This window comes from Acinetobacter sp. L-24 (assembly GCF_056857555.1).
The window spans coordinates 12,631-33,306 of sequence record NZ_JBSXNI010000037.1; the positions used below are offsets into that span (position 1 = coordinate 12,631).

At 43.7% G+C, this 20,676-nt stretch carries 23 protein-coding genes; 8 read left to right on the forward strand and 15 right to left on the reverse strand.

Annotation, left to right across the window (positions count from 1 at the left end; translation table 11 throughout):
- Nucleotides 1–168: 168 nt before the first annotated feature.
- From AC13CK_RS05065 to AC13CK_RS05105, 9 genes are all read right to left on the reverse strand, one after another.
- The gene (locus tag AC13CK_RS05065) at nucleotides 169–2,058 is read right to left on the reverse strand and encodes a M48 family metalloprotease (protein ID WP_004729955.1); all 1,890 of its coding nucleotides are present in this window, start codon (nucleotides 2,056–2,058) and stop codon (nucleotides 169–171) included.
- An 89-nt stretch (nucleotides 2,059–2,147) separates the two neighbouring features.
- Nucleotides 2,148–3,683: an amidophosphoribosyltransferase gene (gene purF / locus AC13CK_RS05070; protein WP_180038885.1), complete on the reverse strand. Its 1,536-nt coding sequence runs from the start codon at nucleotides 3,681–3,683 to the stop codon at nucleotides 2,148–2,150.
- A gap of 24 nt (nucleotides 3,684–3,707) precedes the next feature.
- Complete coding sequence (locus AC13CK_RS05075; protein WP_005246742.1) at nucleotides 3,708–4,289, reverse strand: CvpA family protein; 582 nt, start codon at nucleotides 4,287–4,289, stop codon at nucleotides 3,708–3,710.
- Nucleotides 4,290–4,294: 5 nt separating this feature from the next.
- Nucleotides 4,295–5,296: a quinone-dependent dihydroorotate dehydrogenase gene (locus tag AC13CK_RS05080; protein WP_219309651.1), complete on the reverse strand. Its 1,002-nt coding sequence runs from the start codon at nucleotides 5,294–5,296 to the stop codon at nucleotides 4,295–4,297.
- Nucleotides 5,297–5,386: 90 nt separating this feature from the next.
- On the reverse strand, nucleotides 5,387–5,866 hold the full coding sequence (gene gspM, locus AC13CK_RS05085) for a type II secretion system protein GspM (RefSeq protein WP_219309653.1): 480 nt from the start codon (nucleotides 5,864–5,866) through the stop codon (nucleotides 5,387–5,389).
- A complete protein-coding gene (gene gspL / locus AC13CK_RS05090; RefSeq protein WP_425878047.1) occupies nucleotides 5,866–7,005 on the reverse strand; it encodes a type II secretion system protein GspL in 1,140 nt (379 codons plus the stop codon). Before gspL ends, gspM begins: the two co-directional genes overlap by 1 nt.
- Nucleotides 7,006–7,035: 30 nt before the next feature.
- The gene (locus AC13CK_RS05095; RefSeq protein ID WP_005246746.1) at nucleotides 7,036–7,491 is read right to left on the reverse strand and encodes a phosphoglycerate mutase family protein; all 456 of its coding nucleotides are present in this window, start codon (nucleotides 7,489–7,491) and stop codon (nucleotides 7,036–7,038) included.
- A 76-nt stretch (nucleotides 7,492–7,567) separates the two neighbouring features.
- Nucleotides 7,568–8,641, reverse strand: coding sequence for an NAD(P)H-dependent glycerol-3-phosphate dehydrogenase (locus tag AC13CK_RS05100; RefSeq protein WP_253100218.1), 1,074 nt, complete (start codon nucleotides 8,639–8,641; stop codon nucleotides 7,568–7,570).
- A gap of 33 nt (nucleotides 8,642–8,674) precedes the next feature.
- On the reverse strand, nucleotides 8,675–9,256 hold the full coding sequence (locus AC13CK_RS05105) for a nitroreductase family protein (protein ID WP_044112675.1): 582 nt from the start codon (nucleotides 9,254–9,256) through the stop codon (nucleotides 8,675–8,677).
- Nucleotides 9,257–9,515: 259 nt separating this feature from the next.
- Between AC13CK_RS05105 and AC13CK_RS05110 the strand changes: the two genes are divergently transcribed.
- Nucleotides 9,516–9,896, forward strand: coding sequence for a hypothetical protein (locus AC13CK_RS05110; RefSeq protein WP_004646604.1), 381 nt, complete (start codon nucleotides 9,516–9,518; stop codon nucleotides 9,894–9,896).
- A gap of 60 nt (nucleotides 9,897–9,956) precedes the next feature.
- On the opposite strand, the gene rhlB is transcribed toward AC13CK_RS05110, so the two are convergent.
- Nucleotides 9,957–11,108, reverse strand: a complete 1,152-nt coding sequence (gene rhlB / locus AC13CK_RS05115) for an ATP-dependent RNA helicase RhlB (RefSeq protein ID WP_004280098.1) — start codon at nucleotides 11,106–11,108, stop codon at nucleotides 9,957–9,959.
- Between the two features lie 101 nt (nucleotides 11,109–11,209).
- Nucleotides 11,210–11,425, reverse strand: a complete 216-nt coding sequence (locus AC13CK_RS05120; RefSeq protein ID WP_004280099.1) for a cold-shock protein — start codon at nucleotides 11,423–11,425, stop codon at nucleotides 11,210–11,212.
- A 382-nt stretch (nucleotides 11,426–11,807) separates the two neighbouring features.
- Here AC13CK_RS05120 and AC13CK_RS05125 point away from each other — a divergent pair, with 382 nt between their 5' ends.
- The 5 genes from AC13CK_RS05125 to AC13CK_RS05145 all read left to right on the forward strand — a co-directional run bounded on the left by AC13CK_RS05125 (nucleotide 11,808) and on the right by AC13CK_RS05145 (nucleotide 14,562).
- Complete coding sequence (locus AC13CK_RS05125) at nucleotides 11,808–12,041, forward strand: sulfurtransferase TusA family protein (RefSeq protein WP_004280100.1); 234 nt, start codon at nucleotides 11,808–11,810, stop codon at nucleotides 12,039–12,041.
- A 136-nt stretch (nucleotides 12,042–12,177) separates the two neighbouring features.
- Nucleotides 12,178–13,047 (forward strand): RNA polymerase sigma factor RpoH, encoded by an 870-nt coding sequence (gene rpoH, locus AC13CK_RS05130; RefSeq protein ID WP_004280101.1) that lies wholly within the window; start codon nucleotides 12,178–12,180, stop codon nucleotides 13,045–13,047.
- Nucleotides 13,048–13,166: 119 nt separating this feature from the next.
- Nucleotides 13,167–13,532 (forward strand): DUF423 domain-containing protein, encoded by a 366-nt coding sequence (locus AC13CK_RS05135; RefSeq protein WP_004280103.1) that lies wholly within the window; start codon nucleotides 13,167–13,169, stop codon nucleotides 13,530–13,532.
- A gap of 35 nt (nucleotides 13,533–13,567) precedes the next feature.
- Complete coding sequence (gene thiS, locus AC13CK_RS05140; RefSeq protein WP_004280105.1) at nucleotides 13,568–13,765, forward strand: sulfur carrier protein ThiS; 198 nt, start codon at nucleotides 13,568–13,570, stop codon at nucleotides 13,763–13,765.
- 14 nt (nucleotides 13,766–13,779) lie between these two features.
- Complete coding sequence (locus AC13CK_RS05145) at nucleotides 13,780–14,562, forward strand: thiazole synthase (protein WP_004646601.1); 783 nt, start codon at nucleotides 13,780–13,782, stop codon at nucleotides 14,560–14,562.
- A 54-nt stretch (nucleotides 14,563–14,616) separates the two neighbouring features.
- On the opposite strand, the gene AC13CK_RS05150 is transcribed toward AC13CK_RS05145, so the two are convergent.
- A complete protein-coding gene (locus tag AC13CK_RS05150; RefSeq protein ID WP_004729975.1) occupies nucleotides 14,617–15,228 on the reverse strand; it encodes a glutathione binding-like protein in 612 nt (203 codons plus the stop codon).
- A gap of 217 nt (nucleotides 15,229–15,445) precedes the next feature.
- On the opposite strand from AC13CK_RS05150, the gene AC13CK_RS05155 reads away from it, so the two are divergent.
- Together AC13CK_RS05155 and trmB are read left to right on the forward strand one after the other, a co-directional pair.
- Nucleotides 15,446–16,891 (forward strand): SulP family inorganic anion transporter, encoded by a 1,446-nt coding sequence (locus AC13CK_RS05155; protein ID WP_425878039.1) that lies wholly within the window; start codon nucleotides 15,446–15,448, stop codon nucleotides 16,889–16,891.
- A gap of 151 nt (nucleotides 16,892–17,042) precedes the next feature.
- Entirely contained in the window at nucleotides 17,043–17,759 is a 717-nt protein-coding gene (gene trmB / locus AC13CK_RS05160) for a tRNA (guanosine(46)-N7)-methyltransferase TrmB (RefSeq protein WP_004729978.1), read from the forward strand.
- Nucleotides 17,760–17,987: 228 nt separating this feature from the next.
- Here the strand turns inward: trmB and AC13CK_RS05165 are convergent, their stop codons facing one another.
- The 3 genes from AC13CK_RS05165 to AC13CK_RS05175 form a co-directional block, all read right to left on the reverse strand.
- On the reverse strand, nucleotides 17,988–18,764 hold the full coding sequence (locus AC13CK_RS05165) for a Rossmann-like and DUF2520 domain-containing protein (protein ID WP_253137758.1): 777 nt from the start codon (nucleotides 18,762–18,764) through the stop codon (nucleotides 17,988–17,990).
- 83 nt (nucleotides 18,765–18,847) lie between these two features.
- Entirely contained in the window at nucleotides 18,848–19,645 is a 798-nt protein-coding gene (locus tag AC13CK_RS05170) for a thioesterase family protein (RefSeq protein WP_004280113.1), read from the reverse strand.
- A 62-nt stretch (nucleotides 19,646–19,707) separates the two neighbouring features.
- On the reverse strand, nucleotides 19,708–20,376 hold the full coding sequence (locus tag AC13CK_RS05175) for a class I SAM-dependent methyltransferase (RefSeq protein ID WP_425878036.1): 669 nt from the start codon (nucleotides 20,374–20,376) through the stop codon (nucleotides 19,708–19,710).
- Nucleotides 20,377–20,676 lie beyond the last annotated feature (300 nt).

Genomic DNA, 20,676 nt, shown 5'->3' on the forward strand with positions numbered 1-20,676 from the left:
GCCGGATTGCCTGTGCTTTGCCGAACTTTTTCAGCTTTTCTTTTTTATCCTGATGGATTCTAGTACAAAGTTTAGCTGTCTGCTAAAAACCGTGCTTTTAATACACAATTAAACCATTCCTGCTGTTATAACAGATTCCGGCTAAAGCTGCGCGTTCTCATTTATTTTCTACAGAATGGTTAAACTGTTCTTCTTTAACATTTGCTGAACGACCTGTTCTGCCTCAAAACCCAAGCGCCAATACAACAGCTCCATCACGTCCAACTCATCCTGTGTCACGATACGATCACTCCACAAACAGGCCTCTGCAATACCTAAAATACTGAGGCGATCACGCAATAACAGCCCCGCAATATCATTCAGGATTTCTGCTAGATCAATCGGCTCATCAGAAATTTCATTATATAAGTCCAGTTCCTGAGCGGTCAGAATCCGGTTTAAAATCCGCTCCCGCACCTCAAGCTGGTTGCCGCTATTAATCTGCTGTACATGCAGCAAGGCGTCGATCAAACGCACAATCTGTGGCTTGACCTCATCGAGTGCTGTAGGCGTATGTGCAGGAAGCAAATTCAGTTCGTATTTCACACATTCCAGTAATAATGCATCCAACAGGCCAATTTCGCCATCTTCCTGAATAATCCGTGCCAGCTTCATCAAAAACTGGCGTGCAACAGTTGTCGGCATGCCACCAATATTGTTACAAGCTTGCTGGAAAATCGAGATATGCACCCGCCCGTCCAGATTGAGCAATGAATCTACAATGGCACGGCTAACTTCAGCCTCAGTCGGAATAAATTCACGATATTGACGGATCATTAAAATGGCGACCATCACTTCACGAGAACCAGTTGCGGTTTGTAATGCACGCTCAATCAGTTCCGGACGTGGCATCTTGAGCCGAAGTTCCGGATTCAGTGGTTTGATCGCATCTTTAATCGCAAAACTGATCGGAGACAGCCGCAATAATGGCAAAGGCTGTGGCGAGCTCCAGCTCATTGCAGTTTCAGGCACCACTTCTTCTAAAGAACGGAACAAACTAAACAAAGGCTGATTTTTGAGTTTTTTCAGATTCTCAAGCTGTAAGTCCTGAATCAAGGCAGGATTTAATTCATAAATCCGCTGATTGATATGGGGATGAATATTCAGCCAGTTTTGTGGGCTCAAGGAATTGGCAAAGCACATATGTGAAATGGATTCAGCATATTCACTATAAATCTGGGAGCCGGAATGATGCACATGAATTCTGAGTAAAGTCTGAATATTGGCATCATTTTGAATCAGGCGTCGGGTCTTTCGATCATTTTTATAGGTCCGACCACCGAGTGAAATATATTTAATGAAACGGGAAATCAAAACACCCAAACTACCAATCAGCCAGATCACCGCGCCCACTGAAACATAGAAAGTTTCGAACTTGTTTTCACGAGGACTACCCGCTCGATAAAAACCGGACTTGGCAATCTTACTGCCACACTGACTAAACGTAGTTAAACTGCTATACAGAATTTTCAAACGGGTATTTTCCGCAGCTTCACCAGACAGGATTTTATTGAATTCATGGCTGAGCAAGCCATACAGCTCGACTTTATCCAGTGTTTGTATCGCACCCCAAGTCAGGATAATTGCGGTATCCCGCGGACTAAACCCTGCCGTCAATGCATTGACACCAACTTCATCGGGCAGCACATATACCGCCGGAACGTCAATCAGAAAAGTCTCTGACAGTTGCTGGTTAATGTGCAGTGCAGCACTTTCTTCTGGAATACTGTCCATCGGACTCAACCGACGTGCACCCAACTGCTTCGCCAGCGAATAACCGCCATTCCGAAAAATATAGAATTCATAGATGACCGAGATCATCATGGCACATAACAACAAAGCAATCAGATAAGGACTTAGCGCATGCCAGAAGATTGACTGGCTAGGATCAGTATAAAAAACAAAGAGACCAACAACGGTATTAATAATAAAAATAGTCAACAGAATTGCAATCAGGCAAAAACTTACAGGCAGTACTATATTTTTGTTTTTTATAAAATCGTATCCTACGTTTCGCAATGCAGAACCCTAAAATGATGATTTTCAATGGGTTCATCATAAAACAAAAAAGCGGGAAATTCCCGCTTTTTCATGATGATTTTAAATGTTTAAACTTCGCGTACGCCAGTCAAATCCACTGAGGCTGCATCAATATTGACATCAATATAATTGCTTTCTTTCATGGCACTGTCACTACGTTTTTGCTGAAGATCATCCAGATATTGCGCATCAATACCGCCCGAAACATAGATGCCATCAAACACTGAACAATCAAAGTCTTTGACATCCGGTACTTTGGTGGTTCTTACCGCATCTTTCAAATCTTCCAGATCCTGGAAAATCAGACGGTCAGCACCAATAATTTCACGGATTTCTTCCACGCTACGTTCCGATGCAATCAATTCTGATTTTGCTGGCATATCAATACCGTAAACGTTTGGATATTTCACCATCGGTGCTGCAGAAGCGAAGAATACTTTTTTCGCGCCAGAATCACGAGCCATCTGGATAATTTCATTACAGGTCGTACCACGGACAATCGAGTCATCCACCAACAGTACGTTTTTACCTTTAAACTCAAGCTCAACCGGGTTCAGTTTTTGACGTACCGATTTTTTACGCAGCTGCTGACCAGGCATAATGAAGGTCCGGCCGATATAACGGTTTTTCATGAAACCTTCACGGAATTTCACGCCCAACATATTGGCAAGTTCTAGCGCTGAAGTACGTGAAGTATCCGGAATCGGAATCACCACATCAATATCATGCTCTTCACCCCACTCACGCAGAATTTTTTGCGCCAGCTTCTCACCCATTTTCAAACGTGCTTTATACACCGAGATTCCATCAATGATGGCATCTGGACGGGCAAAATAAACATATTCAAAAATACAAGGACGGTATTCAGCATTCACTGCACATTGCTTGGTGAAGAAGTTACCTTCTAAATCAATAAATACCGCTTCACCAGGCAAAATATCACGCTCAACTTTAAAGCCCAGCGCAGTAATCGCAACCGACTCAGAAGCAATGATATACTCCATACCCTGTTCAGTTTCACGCGAACCGTAGATCAATGGACGAATACCATTTGGATCACGGAAGCCTACCAGACCCTGACCGGTAATCATCGCCACCACGCCATAAGCACCTTTACAACGCTCATGCACACGCGTCACCGCATGGAAAATATCTTCCGACGTAGGTACCAGTTTGCCATGTTTTTGCAATTCATGCGCAAACACGTTTAACAGGACTTCCGAATCAGAATCGGTGTTCATATGACGCAAGTCAGTTTTGAACAGGTCATCATGAATTTCTTCAGCATTGGTCAGGTTACCATTATGTGCCAAGGTAATCCCGTACGGCGAGTTCACATAAAACGGCTGTGCTTCAGCACTGCTCGATGAACCGGCTGTTGGATAACGCACATGACCAATACCGTAATTTCCTTTCAAAGCACGCATATGACGGGTATGGAATACATCACGCACCATACCATTGTCTTTGCGCAGGAATAAACGTCCTTCATCACATGTCACGATCCCAGCTGCATCTTGTCCACGATGTTGCAACATCGTTAATGCATCAAACAACATTTGGTTAACGGGTGATTTACCAGCTATACCAACTACTCCACACATAGCAACCTCGCAGACAAGCTAGGATTAATAAAAAGGATTATTTGTAGACTCATCTGCAGCTCCAGACTTGGACGATGTTTCAGATGATGAAGCTGAAGGTTTCGATGTCCCTTCAGGCTTGATATGTTGTAGTGCGCCATTCGCGGCTTCTTTCGACATTTGAGTCGCCCAAGGTGCATAAGGCAATAAGGCTTGAATAAACTTGGACTGTTTCCAATGAGGTGAGCTTTCTACCCACGGGCCAATTCCCTGCATGGTAATCAGAACAATCAGCAAACCTTTCAGGCTACCAAAGACACCACCCGCCAGACGGTTGAGAGGGCCCAGTTTAAGACTCTTTAAAATACGGTTCAACAGTGCAGTAACGATCCAGGTCAGAACTACAATCAGCAGGACGATAAAAGCGAAGGCCGCAATCTTTTGTACGACTGGATCTGTACTCAGAGCAACCATAGACGGCGCAAGTAGCGTTGAATATTTTGCCGCAACAATCAGGGCAAAGATCCATCCCACTAAGTTCGCAAAGGCTTTAATAAATCCTTGACGCAAACCGTTGAGCCCTCCAATGAGCAAGATAATCAGTAGAAAGATATCAATGGCATTCATAGGATTTAAAGTGCGTCTACACAATCTTTTACAAGTTTAGGTCCAGTATAGATGAGGCCACTATAAACTTGTACAAGGCTGGCGCCTGCCTGTTTCTTGGCAGCAGCATCTGCACCTGAAAGAATACCACCCACACCAATCAATGGAATTTGTCCTTTTAATACCGCAGCAAATGTAGCCAGACATGCGGTACTTTTCTCAAATACTGGCGCGCCAGACAAACCACCTGCTTCCTCTGCATGCTCCAGACCCTCTACACCTTCACGTGACAGTGTGGTATTGGTCACGATCAGGCCATCAATCTTGAATTGCAATAATTGCTTGGCAATAAAGGCAATATCGCTGTTATCCAGATCAGGCGCCACTTTCAGTACCAAAGGTACATAATGCTGGTATTCCTGAGCCAATTCAAGCTGACGCTTCTTCAGTGTTTCCAGCAGTTCGGTGAGTGCATCACCACTTTGCAGGCTGCGCAGGTTTTTGGTATTGGGAGAAGAAATGTTGACGGTAATATAAGAAGCATAATTATAGACTTTTTCTAAACAGATGAGGTAATCATCTACTGCTTTTTCTACCGGAGTATCAGCGTTTTTACCGATATTAATACCGAGAATGCCTTTAAATTTGGCCGCTTTGACATTTTCAACCAGCTGATCCACGCCATCATTGTTAAAGCCCATACGGTTAATAATGGCTTTGACCTGTGGCAAACGAAATAAACGCGGATGAGGATTGCCGGCTTGCGGTCTCGGGGTAATGGTACCAATTTCAATAAAACCAAAACCTTGACCGGCAAGGGCGTCAATATAGGCACCATTTTTGTCCAAACCTGCCGCAAGACCTACCGGATTGGGAAATTCGATTCCCATACAGGTCACAGGTTTCGCAGCAACATTTTGACGCATCAAGCCCATTTTATGGGATGATTTCAATAGTGATAATGTCAGCTCATGTGCACGCTCTGGTGCTAAAGAAAACAACAAAGGGCGGGCTAGAGAATACAACATATCCAGAAAAGTCTACTGCTTTTTAAGTCGGCATATTATAGGCATAGGCTGACAAAAAAACCATGCTTTGCAAATCTTTATTTTTACCGTTTATTGTATGGTCGCCGTTAATTTAATCTGTCCTGCCTCATTATTTAGTTCCATTTTCTCGATACTTAGCCCCATTTGTGCCAGCTGAGTCAGGAAATTTGCCAGTACTGCATAATTTTCATGCATGACCGCCAATTGAATTTTTCCTTCCATTTGCTGGGAAGCCACCGACAATCCTTGCTGCTGTGCGACTCGCTGTACTTTCTCCGCTGCATCCAGTTGGGTGTCCCCAGCCGGTTTCATGGTTACTGCATTACTTTGCATCCAAACAATGGTATCTTTCAGCTGATTTAAGCGTTTTTGCTGGGTATCTGCCGCCTGATGCATATACCAGAGTGCAGAACCGACTGCCGCCACAATCACAAAAACAGTGGTAAAAATTACCATTACCCGTTCACGTACCGACAAGCTGTCCAGATAATCACTCAGTTTTTCAAAAGACTGATCCATACGATTTTGTAGCGCTTCAAGGCCTTTCATTATTGAATCCTCACCAGTCCGATCGCAGCTGTTCCGCTGGCCTGAATATTCCCCAGCTCCACCTTAAAACCTTGCTGGCTCAATTGCGTGGTCAGTGCATTTAACGTTTCTGATGAATTAGCCTTAAGCTCCATACTTAGCACAGAAGTATCATAATTTACCCGTTGTGCCACAATCTGATTTTGCATCAAGACAGGCCCCACCCGACTAATCAGCTGTAATGCATGCGTATCTGCAATCTGGCTTTGACGCAACTGCCCTTCAAACTGACTTTTGATATTCTGCTCAGTGACCGGATAATTTTGTCCAAACCAGTATTTAAACTGGTCAATGGCTTGCGCGGCAGTCTGATTCGCCACTTTTTTATATTGATACCAGCGCACAGCATCATAACTAAACTGCAATACCAAAATACCCAGAAAAACTGCCGCGCAGGCTTTCCAGTAACCGGAAATAGCACCATCAGATTTTGCTTTAGGCAATATATTAAACGGATGCTGTTTTGGTTTTTTCAGTACAGGAATACCATATTGGAAAGACTCCAGTTGCTCCTGAGTGATGAGTGCTTCAAGACTACGCAACTGCTCCTGATTCAGGTTGCTCACCTTATAGCTGAGGTCCTTGGACTGATAATCCAGATAAAGGCTTAGATCATCTAGCGACTGACCGATATATTCCGACTCGCGCACCAGCAAACGCCCACCAATTTGAGCAATCACACGATGATTGGCATCAGGAACCGGCAGCACTAAAAAGTCCGGCAACAAAGCTGCTAGCTTGACCGGGATCAGGCTTAAAGCATGTTGCAAGGTCTCAAGCGTAGAATTCGCAATTCCCATAATGCTGATCTGATCCGGCTGTTGAAAATGATGCAGCACTTTCATGGCATCTACCGGCAGCACCACATATTCTTCGAGCAAATATTTAATGCCATCATTGCCCATTTTCTTATATTGGCTCTTGGGCAAGGTCTGCTGCAAAATTTGCACATGACGGCTCGGGAAAAATACCATCGCCTCTTCGCCATGATGAGCCTGTATATCCTGAATCAGCTGTTCTAATGTGTCCGCAGTGTTCCAGAATTCCCCAGTTGACCATTGCCAAACCCCATTGGCTTCAGGCATCCATAAATACAACATTGATTGTGTTCTGCCGTTTTAATTAATTTTTTATAGTGTAGGACTAAAGCTTTTTATCTGTGTGGATAAGCCAGGGGCAATCACCGCCTGATCATAAATACGTGCTTCTGCCAATGCATAAGGTTGAAAAGATTCAGCCAGCAGAATGGAAGACATATGTGCCACCACATTCATATGGCATACCACTGCAATCGACTCATAAGGCAGTTGCGACAACCATTCCACTGCGACTTTGGCATCATCATCCGGTTTGATGGTATTACAGATCACCACCGGCACATCTTTAAAATACTGCTGCAAATGTGCCAGAGTTTCCTGCGCACGCAATAACGGACTGACCACAAAGACTTCAGGCTTAATCAGATCCTTTAAGAACTGTGAAGTCTGCTCAGCCTGTTGATGACCACGCTCCGTTAAAGGTCGCTTGGTGTCATTACCATTGACCGGTGGTGCGGCCTCGCCATGTCGAACTAAAGTCAGTTGCATTTGATTTCCTTATATTCTTTTGCCTGCATGTTAACTAGCTGATATGACAATTCGCAGACAGTCCCTGTGTTATAGATCAGACTTGATGATGTGGCAAGACAAATTCAACATCACTGCGATGACCATTTTTCATCAATGACAAGGCAATATTGAGTGGCGGCGCACCTTCAAAAATCACATCATACAAGGCCGAAGTAATCGGCATATACACATCGAGTTCTTCCGAACGTGCCTTGACCTGCAAAATGGTATTAATCCCTTCTGCCGTTTGACCCAGTTCAGTTGTTGCCTGCTCCAAAGTCTTACCCTTGCCAAGTGCGTAACCCACCTGATAATTACGACTGAGCGGACTGCTACAGGTTGCGAACAAATCACCCACACCTGAAAGCCCAAGAAAGGTCAGCGGATTTGCACCGAGTTTTACTGCAAAACGGCTCATTTCGGCCAAAGCACGGGTCAGGATCATACTCTTGGTATTTTCACCCACGTTATACGCAGCAGCCATGCCCATCGCGACAGCATAGATATTTTTTAATGCGCCCCCGAGTTCTACCCCATGCACATCATCACTGGCGAATACGCGGAACAAGGCACTATGTAGGGCTTGTTGTACGGCATAACGCACCAGCTCGGACTGGCTGGCAATCACGGTTCCTGCCGGCTGTCCTGCCACAATTTCCTTGGCCAGATTCGGTCCTGATAACACACCATAAGGCACTTCAGGCAACACTTCACGAATAATATCGCTCATGAAACTAAAGGTTTTGGCTTCAATACCCTTGGTCAGCGAGATCACGGCTTGCGACGTAATAAAAGGTTTGATTTGCTGCAAGACATCCCGAAAGGAATGACTCGGAATAGCGACTAAAATAATATCGCGATCACGCACAGCCTGTTCCAGATCTGACACCGCTAGCAGATTTTCTTCTAACTTAAAATCTGGCAAATAGCGTTTATTAATATGCGTGGCATTAATATCTGCCGCAACTGCTTCGTCACGAATCCAGATCATGGTATTGCAACCATTACGCACTGCAGTATTGGCCATTGCAGTACCAAAACTGCCCCCACCCAATACTGTGACTCTTAAAGCTGTCTTATGATCAACTGCAACTGGTTCTACCAGTTTTGAGAAATTTAATTCTGACATCTTATTTTTTAATATCCTGTTATACCCTGCAAACTAGCTGTTCTGGTTCCAATAACTGACAAAATCACCGGTTTGAATCTCTGCGCGTGCTGGAATTGCTTTTGCTGCAGTGCCAATATAAATAATACCTGAGACCAGATCATCTTTTGAAATTCCCAATGCCTGCTTAAACAGGCCAGACTCGACTACAGCACCGCTACGCCACATGGTCGAGAAACCCTGAACCTGAAGTGACAACAGAAAATTCTGAATGGCTGCGCCTGAACTAAGGATTTGTTCAAAATGCGGAACTTTAGGATGATCCTGCAAACGCGTTAAGGCAAGCACCAATAAGGGCGCACGAAATGGATGATTCTTGACCCGCTCAATCTGCGCTGTTTCAGTTTCACCCAAATCGACGAGCGCCTGCGACAGCAACCCTCCAAAAGCTTCACGCTGATTATCTGGAACCACCACAAATGTGGTCGGCTTGAGCCGATGATGATCGGGTGCAGTTAATGCCGCTTGAAAGGCTCTTTCCAGTTGTTCTGCATTGGGTGCGGGTGCCAGCAGATGACCAATCGATTGCCGTTGGTGAATATTTTGATGAACGATGTCAATCGCAGATTCCGTCATTGCCTTGTATATCTACACTTAAAAAACCATACTCAAGATTAGCATATTCAAAGAAAAATACGCTAGAAACTTCATAGCGATTCAGCACGCTCATCACAATTTGAAGATAAAGTTGCTTGGTTTTTCAATCCTGTGCTGCTCTATTTTTCACCTAACTCACATAGAGCTATACCAAAAATTGCCAAACCTATACAACAGCTACAAAATCTGCGCTGCTTGCTGTGTTGAAATATTCAGCATCGTATTTACTTGAGATTTCATGATGAAAAAAACAATCGCTTTCAGCGGATTAGCTATTTCCGCATTACTGCTTACTGCCTGTGCATCAAATCCAACTGCATTGGCAGTGCAAAAGGAAAATAACCAGTATGAAGTGACCGGATTAGGTAAAAATCAACTGACTTCGAAAAACAACGCGATTACTGCGGCCAATAAAGCCTGTGGCTCTCGATCAACCCCAATTATTGTAGATGAAAAGACAGCTTATAACGGCGCTTTAAAAGGCGTGGTCGATGAACAAACAGGTCAGATGATTCAGGCAGCAGCTACTGTCCTTGGCAATATCGCAGGTACCAATACTGGTTTAAACCAGAATGATGATTATCAGACGGTGCTTACATTCCGCTGTCAGGCCAAATAAGCCTTAAACCACAGCGCAATAAAAAACCGCTCTTCAAGAGCGGTTTTTCTATGATCTGGATTAACAATAACCTTCCAGACGGGTCAAAGGCAATTTTTGCCCAATGGCTTTTTCAATTTCTGGCAGATAGAACGCATCATCTTCTGCAAGGAAACTGATACTCACACCACTAGTTCCCGCACGACCGGTACGGCCAATACGATGCACATAATCATCCGACTGTTCCGGCAAGGTGAAGTTCACCACATGCGATACACCATCAACATGAATGCCACGACCTGCCACATCCGTTGCAATCATAATGTTATGTTTACCATTTTTGAACTGATCCAGCATTTTCAGACGTTTGTCCTGAGCGATCTCGCCAGACAGCATCACTACTTTATAGCCATCACGTTTTAAATGATCATAAAGTTTGCGCACCTGATCACGACGGTTGGCAAAAATCATGACTTTTTCAATCGGCTCATCACGCAGGATTTCTTGCAACAATTTATATTTGTCCGCCTTAGCGACCATATAAACCCGCTGCTCGACATCGGCATTGGTTTTCTTTTCCGGTTCAATTTCAACTGTGACCGGTTCAAACAACCATTGCTGCGCAAGATTCAATACATCGTAACTAAAAGTAGCAGAGAACATCAGAGTCTGACGTTGTTCTTTACGCGGCGAGAAACGTACAATGCGCTTTACTGAAGGAATAAAACCCATATCCAATAGGCGGTCAGCTTCATCAATGACCAAAAATTCAATCTGATCCAGCCAGACTTCTTTTTGTTCTACAAAATCAATCAGACGACCCGGTGTTGCCACCATAATATCGACAGGCGCTTTATTAAGCTGGTTCTTTTGCTTGTCAAAATCCACACCACCCAGCAAGGTCACCACATTGAGACCAGCATATTTCGCCAGATCCTGTGCATCGCTTTCGATCTGTAACGCCAGTTCACGGGTCGGTGCCAAAATCAGCGCACGTGGCTCACCACGATAGCGTTGTTCCTGAATCGGATTATTTAAGAGATCATTCATGATACTAATTAAAAAGGCAGCAGTTTTGCCTGTACCTGTCTGTGCACGGCCAATGGCATCATGTCCTGCCAGCGTGAATTTCAAAACCTTCTGCTGGATAGGCGTCATGGTGGTAAAGCCTAAAGCATCAATCGCTTTTTTTAGATTGGGATGTAAATTTAAGGTTTCAAAACCAGATGACATAAAGCGGTGCTCTAATTGGGTAATCACTAAGATAGGGATAGTATAAACAAAAAACGCCCCAAGTTATATTGGAGCGTTTTCTTTTTAGCTTAATCCGAAGATTAGTCTAATGGTTGAACTTCTTCAGCTTGAAAGCCTTTTTGGCCTTTAACAACACTGAATTCAACACGTTGGCCGTCACGAAGTGAACGGTGACCGTCACCTTGGATAGCACGGAAATGAACGAATACGTCATCGCCGCCATTACGTTGAATAAAGCCGAAGCCTTTAGTATCGTTAAACCACTTAACTACGCCTTGTTCGCGAGCAGCTGTCATAAGTTAATCCTCATTGAAACTAAAAGAAGGACCACCCGGTGTTGCAAACAGCAGAGCAAACAAGTTTGAAAATATTATTTTTAAGCTTGTAATCATTCTGTAAAACTATCAACAAAATCCCGGTTACATCCATTTATGTAATAGGGTGAAAAACAATCACTTTGTTTATTCAAAGTCCCAAATACGCAACGAGCTTAACATGGGTTTATCACAATTAATAGATTTTTTTTAGCATGTTCTGTTTGATTTAGTTATTTTTTTCATGAAAATTGTCAAAAGACTTTATAAAGTCATTTAGATCTTCTTTTTCTGAAACCAGTTTGGTTCTGGCATCATATTTGCTACTATTTATAGCCTTTTCTGCTATCTAAATAAAACCGCAATGTCCGAATATCCAGCGCAATTCAGCCTTATAGACGCTATGGGAAAACCGTGCCCGATGCCGCTATTAATGTTAAAGCGCGCACTAAAGGCCGGAAATCAGAAAACATTCCTGCTGAAATCATCTGATCCGCATAGCCAGACAGATGTCAGCCGCTATTGTCAGCTGCATCAGCTCAAGCTTGAATTTAAAAAAATTTCTGATACAGAGTTTCACTACTTAATTGAATCTTAAAAATTTTCAATTAAACTGTTGATCTTCACTTTCGTATACTTTTTTACATTTCTCTACCCAAATATCCATTATTTGCGGAGAGATTGGATTAAGATAAAACCTGGTTTAGGGTTATCCCGCACTTCAAGGAGAACACATGAGTGACAGCCGCAATCAGTTGATGCCCCTGTCATTATCGGCGCCAGGTGTCAACCTCGGTGCTTATATCAGCACTGTCAATCAGATTCCGATTTTAACGGCCGAACAAGAAAAAGAGTTGGCTGAACGCTATTACTATGACCAAGATTTAGATGCAGCGAAAATGCTGGTCATGTCGCACTTGCGTTTTGTAGTACATATTGCGCGTAGTTATGCCGGTTATGGTCTGCCACAAGGTGACCTGATTCAGGAAGGCAACTTGGGTCTGATGAAAGCTGTAAAACGTTTTGACCCGAATATGGGCGTACGTTTAGTGTCATTTGCCGTGCACTGGATCAAGGCGGAAATTCACGAATACGTGATCCGTAACTGGCGTATTGTGAAAATCGCCACTACTAAAGCGCAACGTAAACTGTTCTTTAATCTGCGCAGCCTGAAGAAATCATCGAAAAAGTTGACGCTCGCAGAAGCACAGTCTATTGCCAATGATTTAAATGTCACACCAGAACAAGTACTGGAAATGGAAGGCCGTCTGACGGCGTATGATGCGGCTTTTGATGCATCAAGCGATGACGATGATGAAGGTTCCACCCATGTGGCACCAGCGTTATATCTTGAAGATAATCGTTATGACCCGGCTCGTCTGATTGAAAATGAAGACTATGAGGAGCAAAGCACCTCTGCCCTGCATGAAGCCATGGATCAGCTAGATGATCGTTCACGTAATATCTTGCAGCGTCGCTGGCTAGATGACGAGAAATCGACCCTGCATGAGCTTGCAGCCGAATATAATGTTTCTGCGGAACGTATTCGTCAGCTGGAAAAAAATGCCATGGAAAAAATTAAAGTGGCGATGTCATCCAATTAACACCAAATTCTGTTACTGATTTACCTCGAAAAAGCCTTCTTTGATGAAGGCTTTTTTATGTCCGCATTTTGAATTTATGCTAAGGTTGAGCGCAAACTTTATCAGGAAGATCAATTCAAATGTGGATTGCGATTTCAGCACTTAATTTGGCACTTGCAGTCATGCTCGGTGCTTTTGGTGCACATGGTTTAAAAGCGCGGGCGACTGAAGCACAGCTCGGCTGGTGGCAAACGGCAACGGATTATTTTTTCTATCATGCCTTAGGACTACTGATTCTTTCTTTACTGGCGAAAGTCATCCCTGCATTGCCCATTCAATGGAGCTTCGGTCTGATTCAGGTCGGCATTTTACTGTTTTCTGGCTCACTGTATATCATGGCCTTAGGATTACCCCGCGGTTTAGGTGCTATTACGCCCATCGGCGGGGCTTTAATGATTGCCGGATGGTTAATTCTGGCCTGGAATGCTTTAAAATACGCCAGATAAGTTTGAACAACACTTAATCATGGAGGGTTGCTAGAATGATGATTTACATCAATGGCGAACAACAGGAAACTCACTGCAAGAATCTGCTGGAACTGATTCAGAGTATGGCGCTTGAGGGTAAGCGTTTTGCAGTTGAAGTCAATGAAATGATTATTCCTAAAAGCAGATTGGGCGATACGCCAATTTGCGATACAGACAAAATAGAAATTATTCACGCGGTCGGTGGCGGCTAATACTCGGGACAATTATGCAAGATTTATTACAGATTGGTTCACGCCAATTCCAGTCACGCCTTTTGGTAGGCACGGGCAAATACAAAGATTTAAATGAAACTCAGCAGGCCATTGAAACCAGTGGTGCAGAGATTGTCACTGTCGCTATTCGCCGTGTCAATATTGGCCAAGATCCTGACCAGCCGAACCTGCTGTCAGTCATTCCTCCGGAAAAATATACCATTTTGCCGAATACCGCAGGTTGCTTCGATGCAAATAGTGCCGTCCGCACCTGTATGCTGGCGCGTGAGTTGCTCGATGGCCACAATCTGGTCAAACTTGAAGTTTTAGGTGATGAAAAAACGCTTTATCCAAACGTGACTGAAACATTGAAAGCCGCTCGCACCTTGATTGACGATGGCTTTGAGATCATGGTTTATACCTCGGATGATCCGATCGTGGCGCAAGAGCTGGAAAGCATGGGCTGTGTCGCGATTATGCCACTGGGTAGCCTGATTGGTTCTGGTCTGGGCATTCTGAATCCACACACCCTGTCAATCATCAAGGAAAATGCCAAAGTCCCGGTTCTGGTCGATGCCGGTGTCGGTACAGCCAGTGATGCTGCGATTGCGATGGAACTGGGCTGTGACGGCGTACTCATGAATACAGCGATTGCGGCAGCGCAAAATCCGGTCTTGATGGCATCTGCGATGAAAAAAGCCGTTGAAGCAGGCCGAGAAGCTTTTCTTGCAGGCCGTATGCCGCGCAAGCGTATGGCCAATGCCAGCTCGCCGGAAACCGGCTATTTCTTTAAATAAATTTTCATCAACAAAAATAAAGGACTCAATTGAGTCCTTTATTTTTTCCAGTAATTAAGGAATCAGACCTTCATCACGCATGGCAATCTGTACAGACTGACGTTCTGCCACCTTATTACGGATATGAATAATATTTTTATATGGACTCAGATCATGCTCAATCTGGTTCGACCAGTTGGTCAAGACAAACAGATAAGCATCCGCAGGGCCAAAGTTATCATCCACCAGATAATCATTGTCCGATTCACCGATAGCTTTATCGATATAACTCAATAGACGATCAATCTCCGCATAGGCTTTTTTCTTTTCATCGTCGGATAACTTGCCACCGAAGAACACCGCATAGGCATCATGTAGTTCAGAGTTCAGATAACCTAACCATTCCAGCACTTTGGCACGTCCCATGCCCGATGGTGGGATCAAATCTTGTTTTGGATCGTGTTGAGCAAGAAACGGTAGAATTGCAACATTTTCTGTCAGGATCAGACCAGGGTTAATTTCTAACGCTGGTACATAGCCTTTAGGATTAACTTCGTAATAATCCGTACCTTTTTCTGTTTTATGTGTTTTTAAATCAACACGTTCCAAATCAAAATCGACATTAATTTCATTTAAAATAATATGTGCTGCTAGTGAGCAGGCACCTGGTGAATAGTAAAGCTTCATTTCTGATCCTTGTTATACACTTCTCAATGTTTTAAATCGCTTCTGACAAACTTTCAAGTGATCAAACCTGTAAATTGCAAAAAAGCGTAACTGTGATCTCAAGACAGTTACTCATTCAATATTCAGGATATTCCGGGCTTTTGCAAGTCAATCTTGTGTAGATTTTTATCTCTATCTGTTTAACATACACAGGTTTTCCAAATTTAGATGATATTTCGTGATTAGCCTGAAAAAAGAAGAATGGTTTTCCAATATCCGCACAGATGTACTGGCAGGTCTGGTGGTGGGACTTGCCCTGATTCCTGAATCAATTGCCTTCTCTGCCATTGCCGGTGTTGATCCGCAAGTCGGTTTGTATGCCTCTTTCTGCATTGCAGTATCCATTGCCTTTTTTGGCGGCCGTCCTGCCATGATCTCTGCGGCTACAGGTGCTATGGCGCTTTTGATGATTACCTTGGTAAAAGAACATGGTCTGCAATATCTGTTGGCTGCCACAATTCTGACCGGTATCATTCAGGTCATTGCCGGTTATTTTAAAGTCGCTAAATTAATGCGCTTTGTATCGCAGGCGGTGGTATACGGATTTTTGAATGCCTTGGCGATCCTGATATTTGTGGCACAAATCCCGGAAATTAACCGGATGGATAGCACCGGTTATCTGTTTATTGCGATTGGTCTGGCAATTATTTATCTGTTTCCGTATATCCCGAAAATTGGCAAAGCCATTCCCTCACCTTTAATCTGTATTATCGTATTAAGCGGGTTGGCGCTGTTGTTAAGTGTAGATATGCGTACCGTGAGCGATCTTGGACAATTCCCGGATACTTTGCCAGTATTCCTGATTCCAGAAATTCCACTCAATCTGGAAACCTTGCAAATTATCCTGCCTTATTCCTTTACCTTGGCGACTGTCGGTTTGCTGGAAAGCATGATGACCACTACGGTCATTGATGAAGTGACCGGAACTGAAGGTGACCGTCATCAGGAATGTCGTGGTCAGGGTATGGCCAATATTGTCAGCGGCTTTATGGGCGGGATGGCCGGTTGTGCCATGATCGGCCAGTCAATTATCAATGTGTCTTCAGGGGCACGTACCCGTTTATCGACTCTGGTCGCTGGCGTGTTTCTGCTGTGTCTCGTGGTTTTTTTGAAAGACTGGCTGGCTTATATCCCAATGGCAGCTCTGGTTGCGATCATGATTATGGTGGCATTTACCACCTTTCAATGGGGAGCAATCAAGCAATTCAGCAAACATCCGCTAGAATTTAATACCGTGATGATTGCCGTGATTATTGTCGTGCTTGCCACTCATAATCTGGCGCTTGGTGTATTTGTCGGCGTATTGCTCTCTGCCCTGTTCTTTATTAATAAACTGGAAAGAACTATACATGTCTATACGTATTTAAATACGGTCAATTCACGTAGCTATATTATTTCCGGACAGATATTCTTCAGCAGTACAGAAAAATTCTATCAGTTCTTTGATTTTAAGGAAAAGCTTGAGCATGTCGAACTGGATTTAACCCACGCGCATATCTGGGATGTGACCTCAGTGAACATGTTGAATAATGTGATCCAGAAATTTAAAGCCCAAAATATAGACGTAACAGTGATCGGTTTAAATGAAGCCAGCAGTACACTGATTGACCGGTTTAGTAGCTGATGAACGGTGATTAATAAAAGAGCCTCAATTGGCTCTTTTATTTTATCTGGAAGATCTCGCCAATTTTTATGGAGAAATACCGAGAAAAGTTTGACTTGCTCGGCTCAGGACTTAAAATACCGCATTCTGAATTTTTAGATTTGCCAAAGTTATGTCGAACGATCAATTAGACCAGCAAGTCGTTGAGCTGGAAAACTTAAGCGAGCACCGTGAAATCGTGACGTTTATGCGCCGCTCAATGCCGTTAAACACCTCTCAACGTACTGCGCTTGAACAATATGGTCACTTAATTTTGGAATATCCAGTGGGTGATTTGCGTCAGCACTTTGAACATCCAGAGCGCCCTTTGACTGTAGAAATCGGTTTTGGGATGGGCCGTTCACTGGTATTGATGGCCAAAGCCAATCCTGAGCGTAACTTTGTCGGGATTGAAGTGCATGTACCGGGTATTGCGCAATGCATTTACGAAGCAGGTGTTGAAGGCCTAACGAATTTACGTGTACTGGATGCAGATGCAATTCAGGTATTACGTGAAATGCCAGACAACAGTATCAATACTGTGCAATTGTACTTCCCTGATCCATGGCAGAAAAAGCGTCATTTTAAACGCCGTTTTGTTTCGCATGACCGTATGCCACTGGTGGAGCAAAAGCTGGAGCTTGGCGGAACTTTCCATGCTGCAACGGACTGGGAACCGTATGCAGAGTGGATGATTGAAGTATTGGAAGAACGTCCACGACTGGAAAATCTGGCGGGCAAAGGCAACAGCTACCCTCGTCCAGAATGGCGTCCGCAAACCAAGTTTGAACGTCGCGGGATTGAAGCCGGTCACAAGATTAATGATTTTATCTTCAAGAAAATTTCTTAATCCAAGATTCAAAAAAAGCGCTGATTAATCAGCGCTTTTTTATGGGAGAAATTTTGCAATCCACTTATATATAAAGACAAATGCACCCGAAATAACACTTAAGAAGAAAAATAGATTTTCATCTTTATACTATTTCCATGTTTTATTATTTTTTCTTTTCATTTTTCACCAAAATTAAAGAGGAAAAAGAATTGAGTATTTTATTTTAGACTAAAAAATCCGGCTCTTTTATTTTCGATGACGTTCTAGGATTTGCTGGCTCAACAACTGATAGACATTTTGCAAATCTTCCCGCTGCATATTAGCTAACATCTGCTGATGCATATTCAAGATATTCTGATCACCACGCATCGCTGGGCCGGTCTGCATTTGTTTGGGATCATTCTGCGTGGCTTTACTGGCGGTTTCCAGCATCAAGGGATACAACAAACTAAAATCGACCTGTTGTGCATCAACCACCTGCTTGCCCATGTCATAACAATAATTGGCAAAGTTACAGGCAAATACCGCTGCAAGATGCAAACTGAGACGTTGACTAGAATTATAAGTATAAACACGATTGCTTAGGCTATTTGCCAGTTCTAATAACAGGATTTGGTCCTGTTCATTCTCCGCCTCAATAAATAGTGGCGTCTGCTGCCAATCAATCTGGCGTTCCAGACTAAAGGTCTGCAAAGGATAAAATACGCCTGCACGCACATGCACATTTTTCAGTAAATCGAGATGGGTACTGCCAGAGGTATGTACGATCAGGTTCTGCTGCAAATGCGGATGAATCCGTTCAATGACGCTGGCAATCGACTGATCACTGACCGCGATAATGACCAGATCCACCTCATGACTCAGCTGTTCAGGTCGAGCGATGGCCTGAGCGTTGAATTGCTCAGCCAGTTGCTGTGATTTTTCTAGGGTTCGACTGTAGATCTGTACGATCTCATGTTGTGCTGAAAATACACGGGCAAGATGATATGCCACTCGCCCTGCCCCAATCATACTGATCCGCATCTTGTGCTGTTCCTGACTCATTGCGCACAGCATGCCAATAAATACAGATTGAGGCAATTGGCCTTGATGTTTTTGAATAGGCTTTAGAACTTTCGCAGGGTCAGAATCTGTTCACTTCGGCCAAAAGGTCCATGAACATCATGCAGAATCCCGCTAGTCAGACCGATACCATCTTCACCATATTGCTGCACCACTTCCAGTCCCAGCCATTTACCCTGCGGCAGACGGTGCATATGAATCTGCAGGTCCAGATTCGGAAATCCCCAACCGGAATTCGGGTCCTGACGTGGCACAATGCCATTGGCCGTATCGACCATACCGAGCAAACGACTAAAGTCTGTCGTCGGTTGACCTTCTACCATGTCCAGCGAATTTCTTAGCCAGACAATGCCCTTGCCTGCACGATGGTCAGCATGTGCCCGGGTTTCAATACTCTGGATATAACCGCCCGGCCAGCAGCGCATACCCTCCCAAACCGGTAAATATTCTGGACTTTCGATCGGAAAATCTTCCACTCCAGCAATGGCCGTGGTATTTGAAGTTAGCATTCTCCACGCGCGTGCCACGATACAGGTTTTACCATTGGCACACATTTCAGCTTCAACCAGTTCAATGGTTTTACCCGGACGGATCATGCGTGTGGTAATCGAAAATTCACCAAAGGCTATCAGGCCAAAAATATCCAGCCCGACCCGACCAATACGCATGTCAGCACGTGGCTGAAACTGTTCCAGTTCGACGCATAGAATACCGGTGGCTGGCGCCATGTGCTGCTCATGCGGATTCCACGCACCTTGTGCATGAATATTAGAACGGTAATAAGCCGTAGTACTGCCATCTGCATGCTGTTCGCGCTGAATAAAACTGTAATATGCCGACATTGTTTTAATACTTCCCTGAATATTCTCTTAAACTTTAGAATTTGCAAAAAGTTCTTTGATCTTTATTTTCTGAGCAAAAAGCCATGATAATTCATGATTTGACAATAAATTTTGCACTGTTTAAATCCGACTTTGGTTAAAAGTGCTGTAAAATTTTGCGCAGATAACAAGTGAAAATCCTGCTCCAAGCGTTCAATCATCTTGCTACTTTGCACCACGCTTAACCCTGTCTGCTGTGCCAGCTTCTGCATAATTTTGATGTCTTGCTGATCTTCGGGTTGCATCAGGTCATAGGTCAATGCAAGACCGTTGGTTTTAAGACACTGATGGATAGCCTGAAAAAATCCGTTTTTTTCGGAATTTGGAATGAAATGAGCCACCAGAATGGCCAATGCGGCATCGAAAGTATCCGGCTGATTCAAATCTTGAATCGTGCTTTGGATGAATTGCACCCTTTGTCGATCTATAGAATTCAGATTTTTACTAGCCTGTTTCAGCATGGCTGCTGATGGATCAATTGCAGTAAAGGTCCAGTCTGGATGTTGCTCTAATAAATACGACAATTCATAACCTGTTCCGCAACCCACTATTAACATATGTGCGGTTTCTGGGAGTTCAGTGCTGAGAATTGCTTCAATCTGCTGATGCACCAGTTCATAACCGGGAATCAGTTTACGGATATGATCGTCATAACTGACGACCACGACTTCACTGTGAAAGTTTTTTGCCATATTTTTACTCTAAATCTATGCACGAATCTAAAACTCAGGCGGGTATTTAGATAGATTGAATATTTAAATCTTGTAGCTTGATCTTATTTACTGTTTTCTTGAAATTTGATCATAGACCCGGCGACATGGATGTCGCCATTTTGCTGAGGGACATGGAAGTCCCTTCAGCAAAATAAAGGGATTTTGCTTACTTTTGGCCCATCAAAAGTAAGAAAAGCCTAAACATTGATATCGAAACCGTTATACAAATGGAGGCAATGCATGCATTAAATACTGCTTTGCCCCATTTAAGAATCGCAT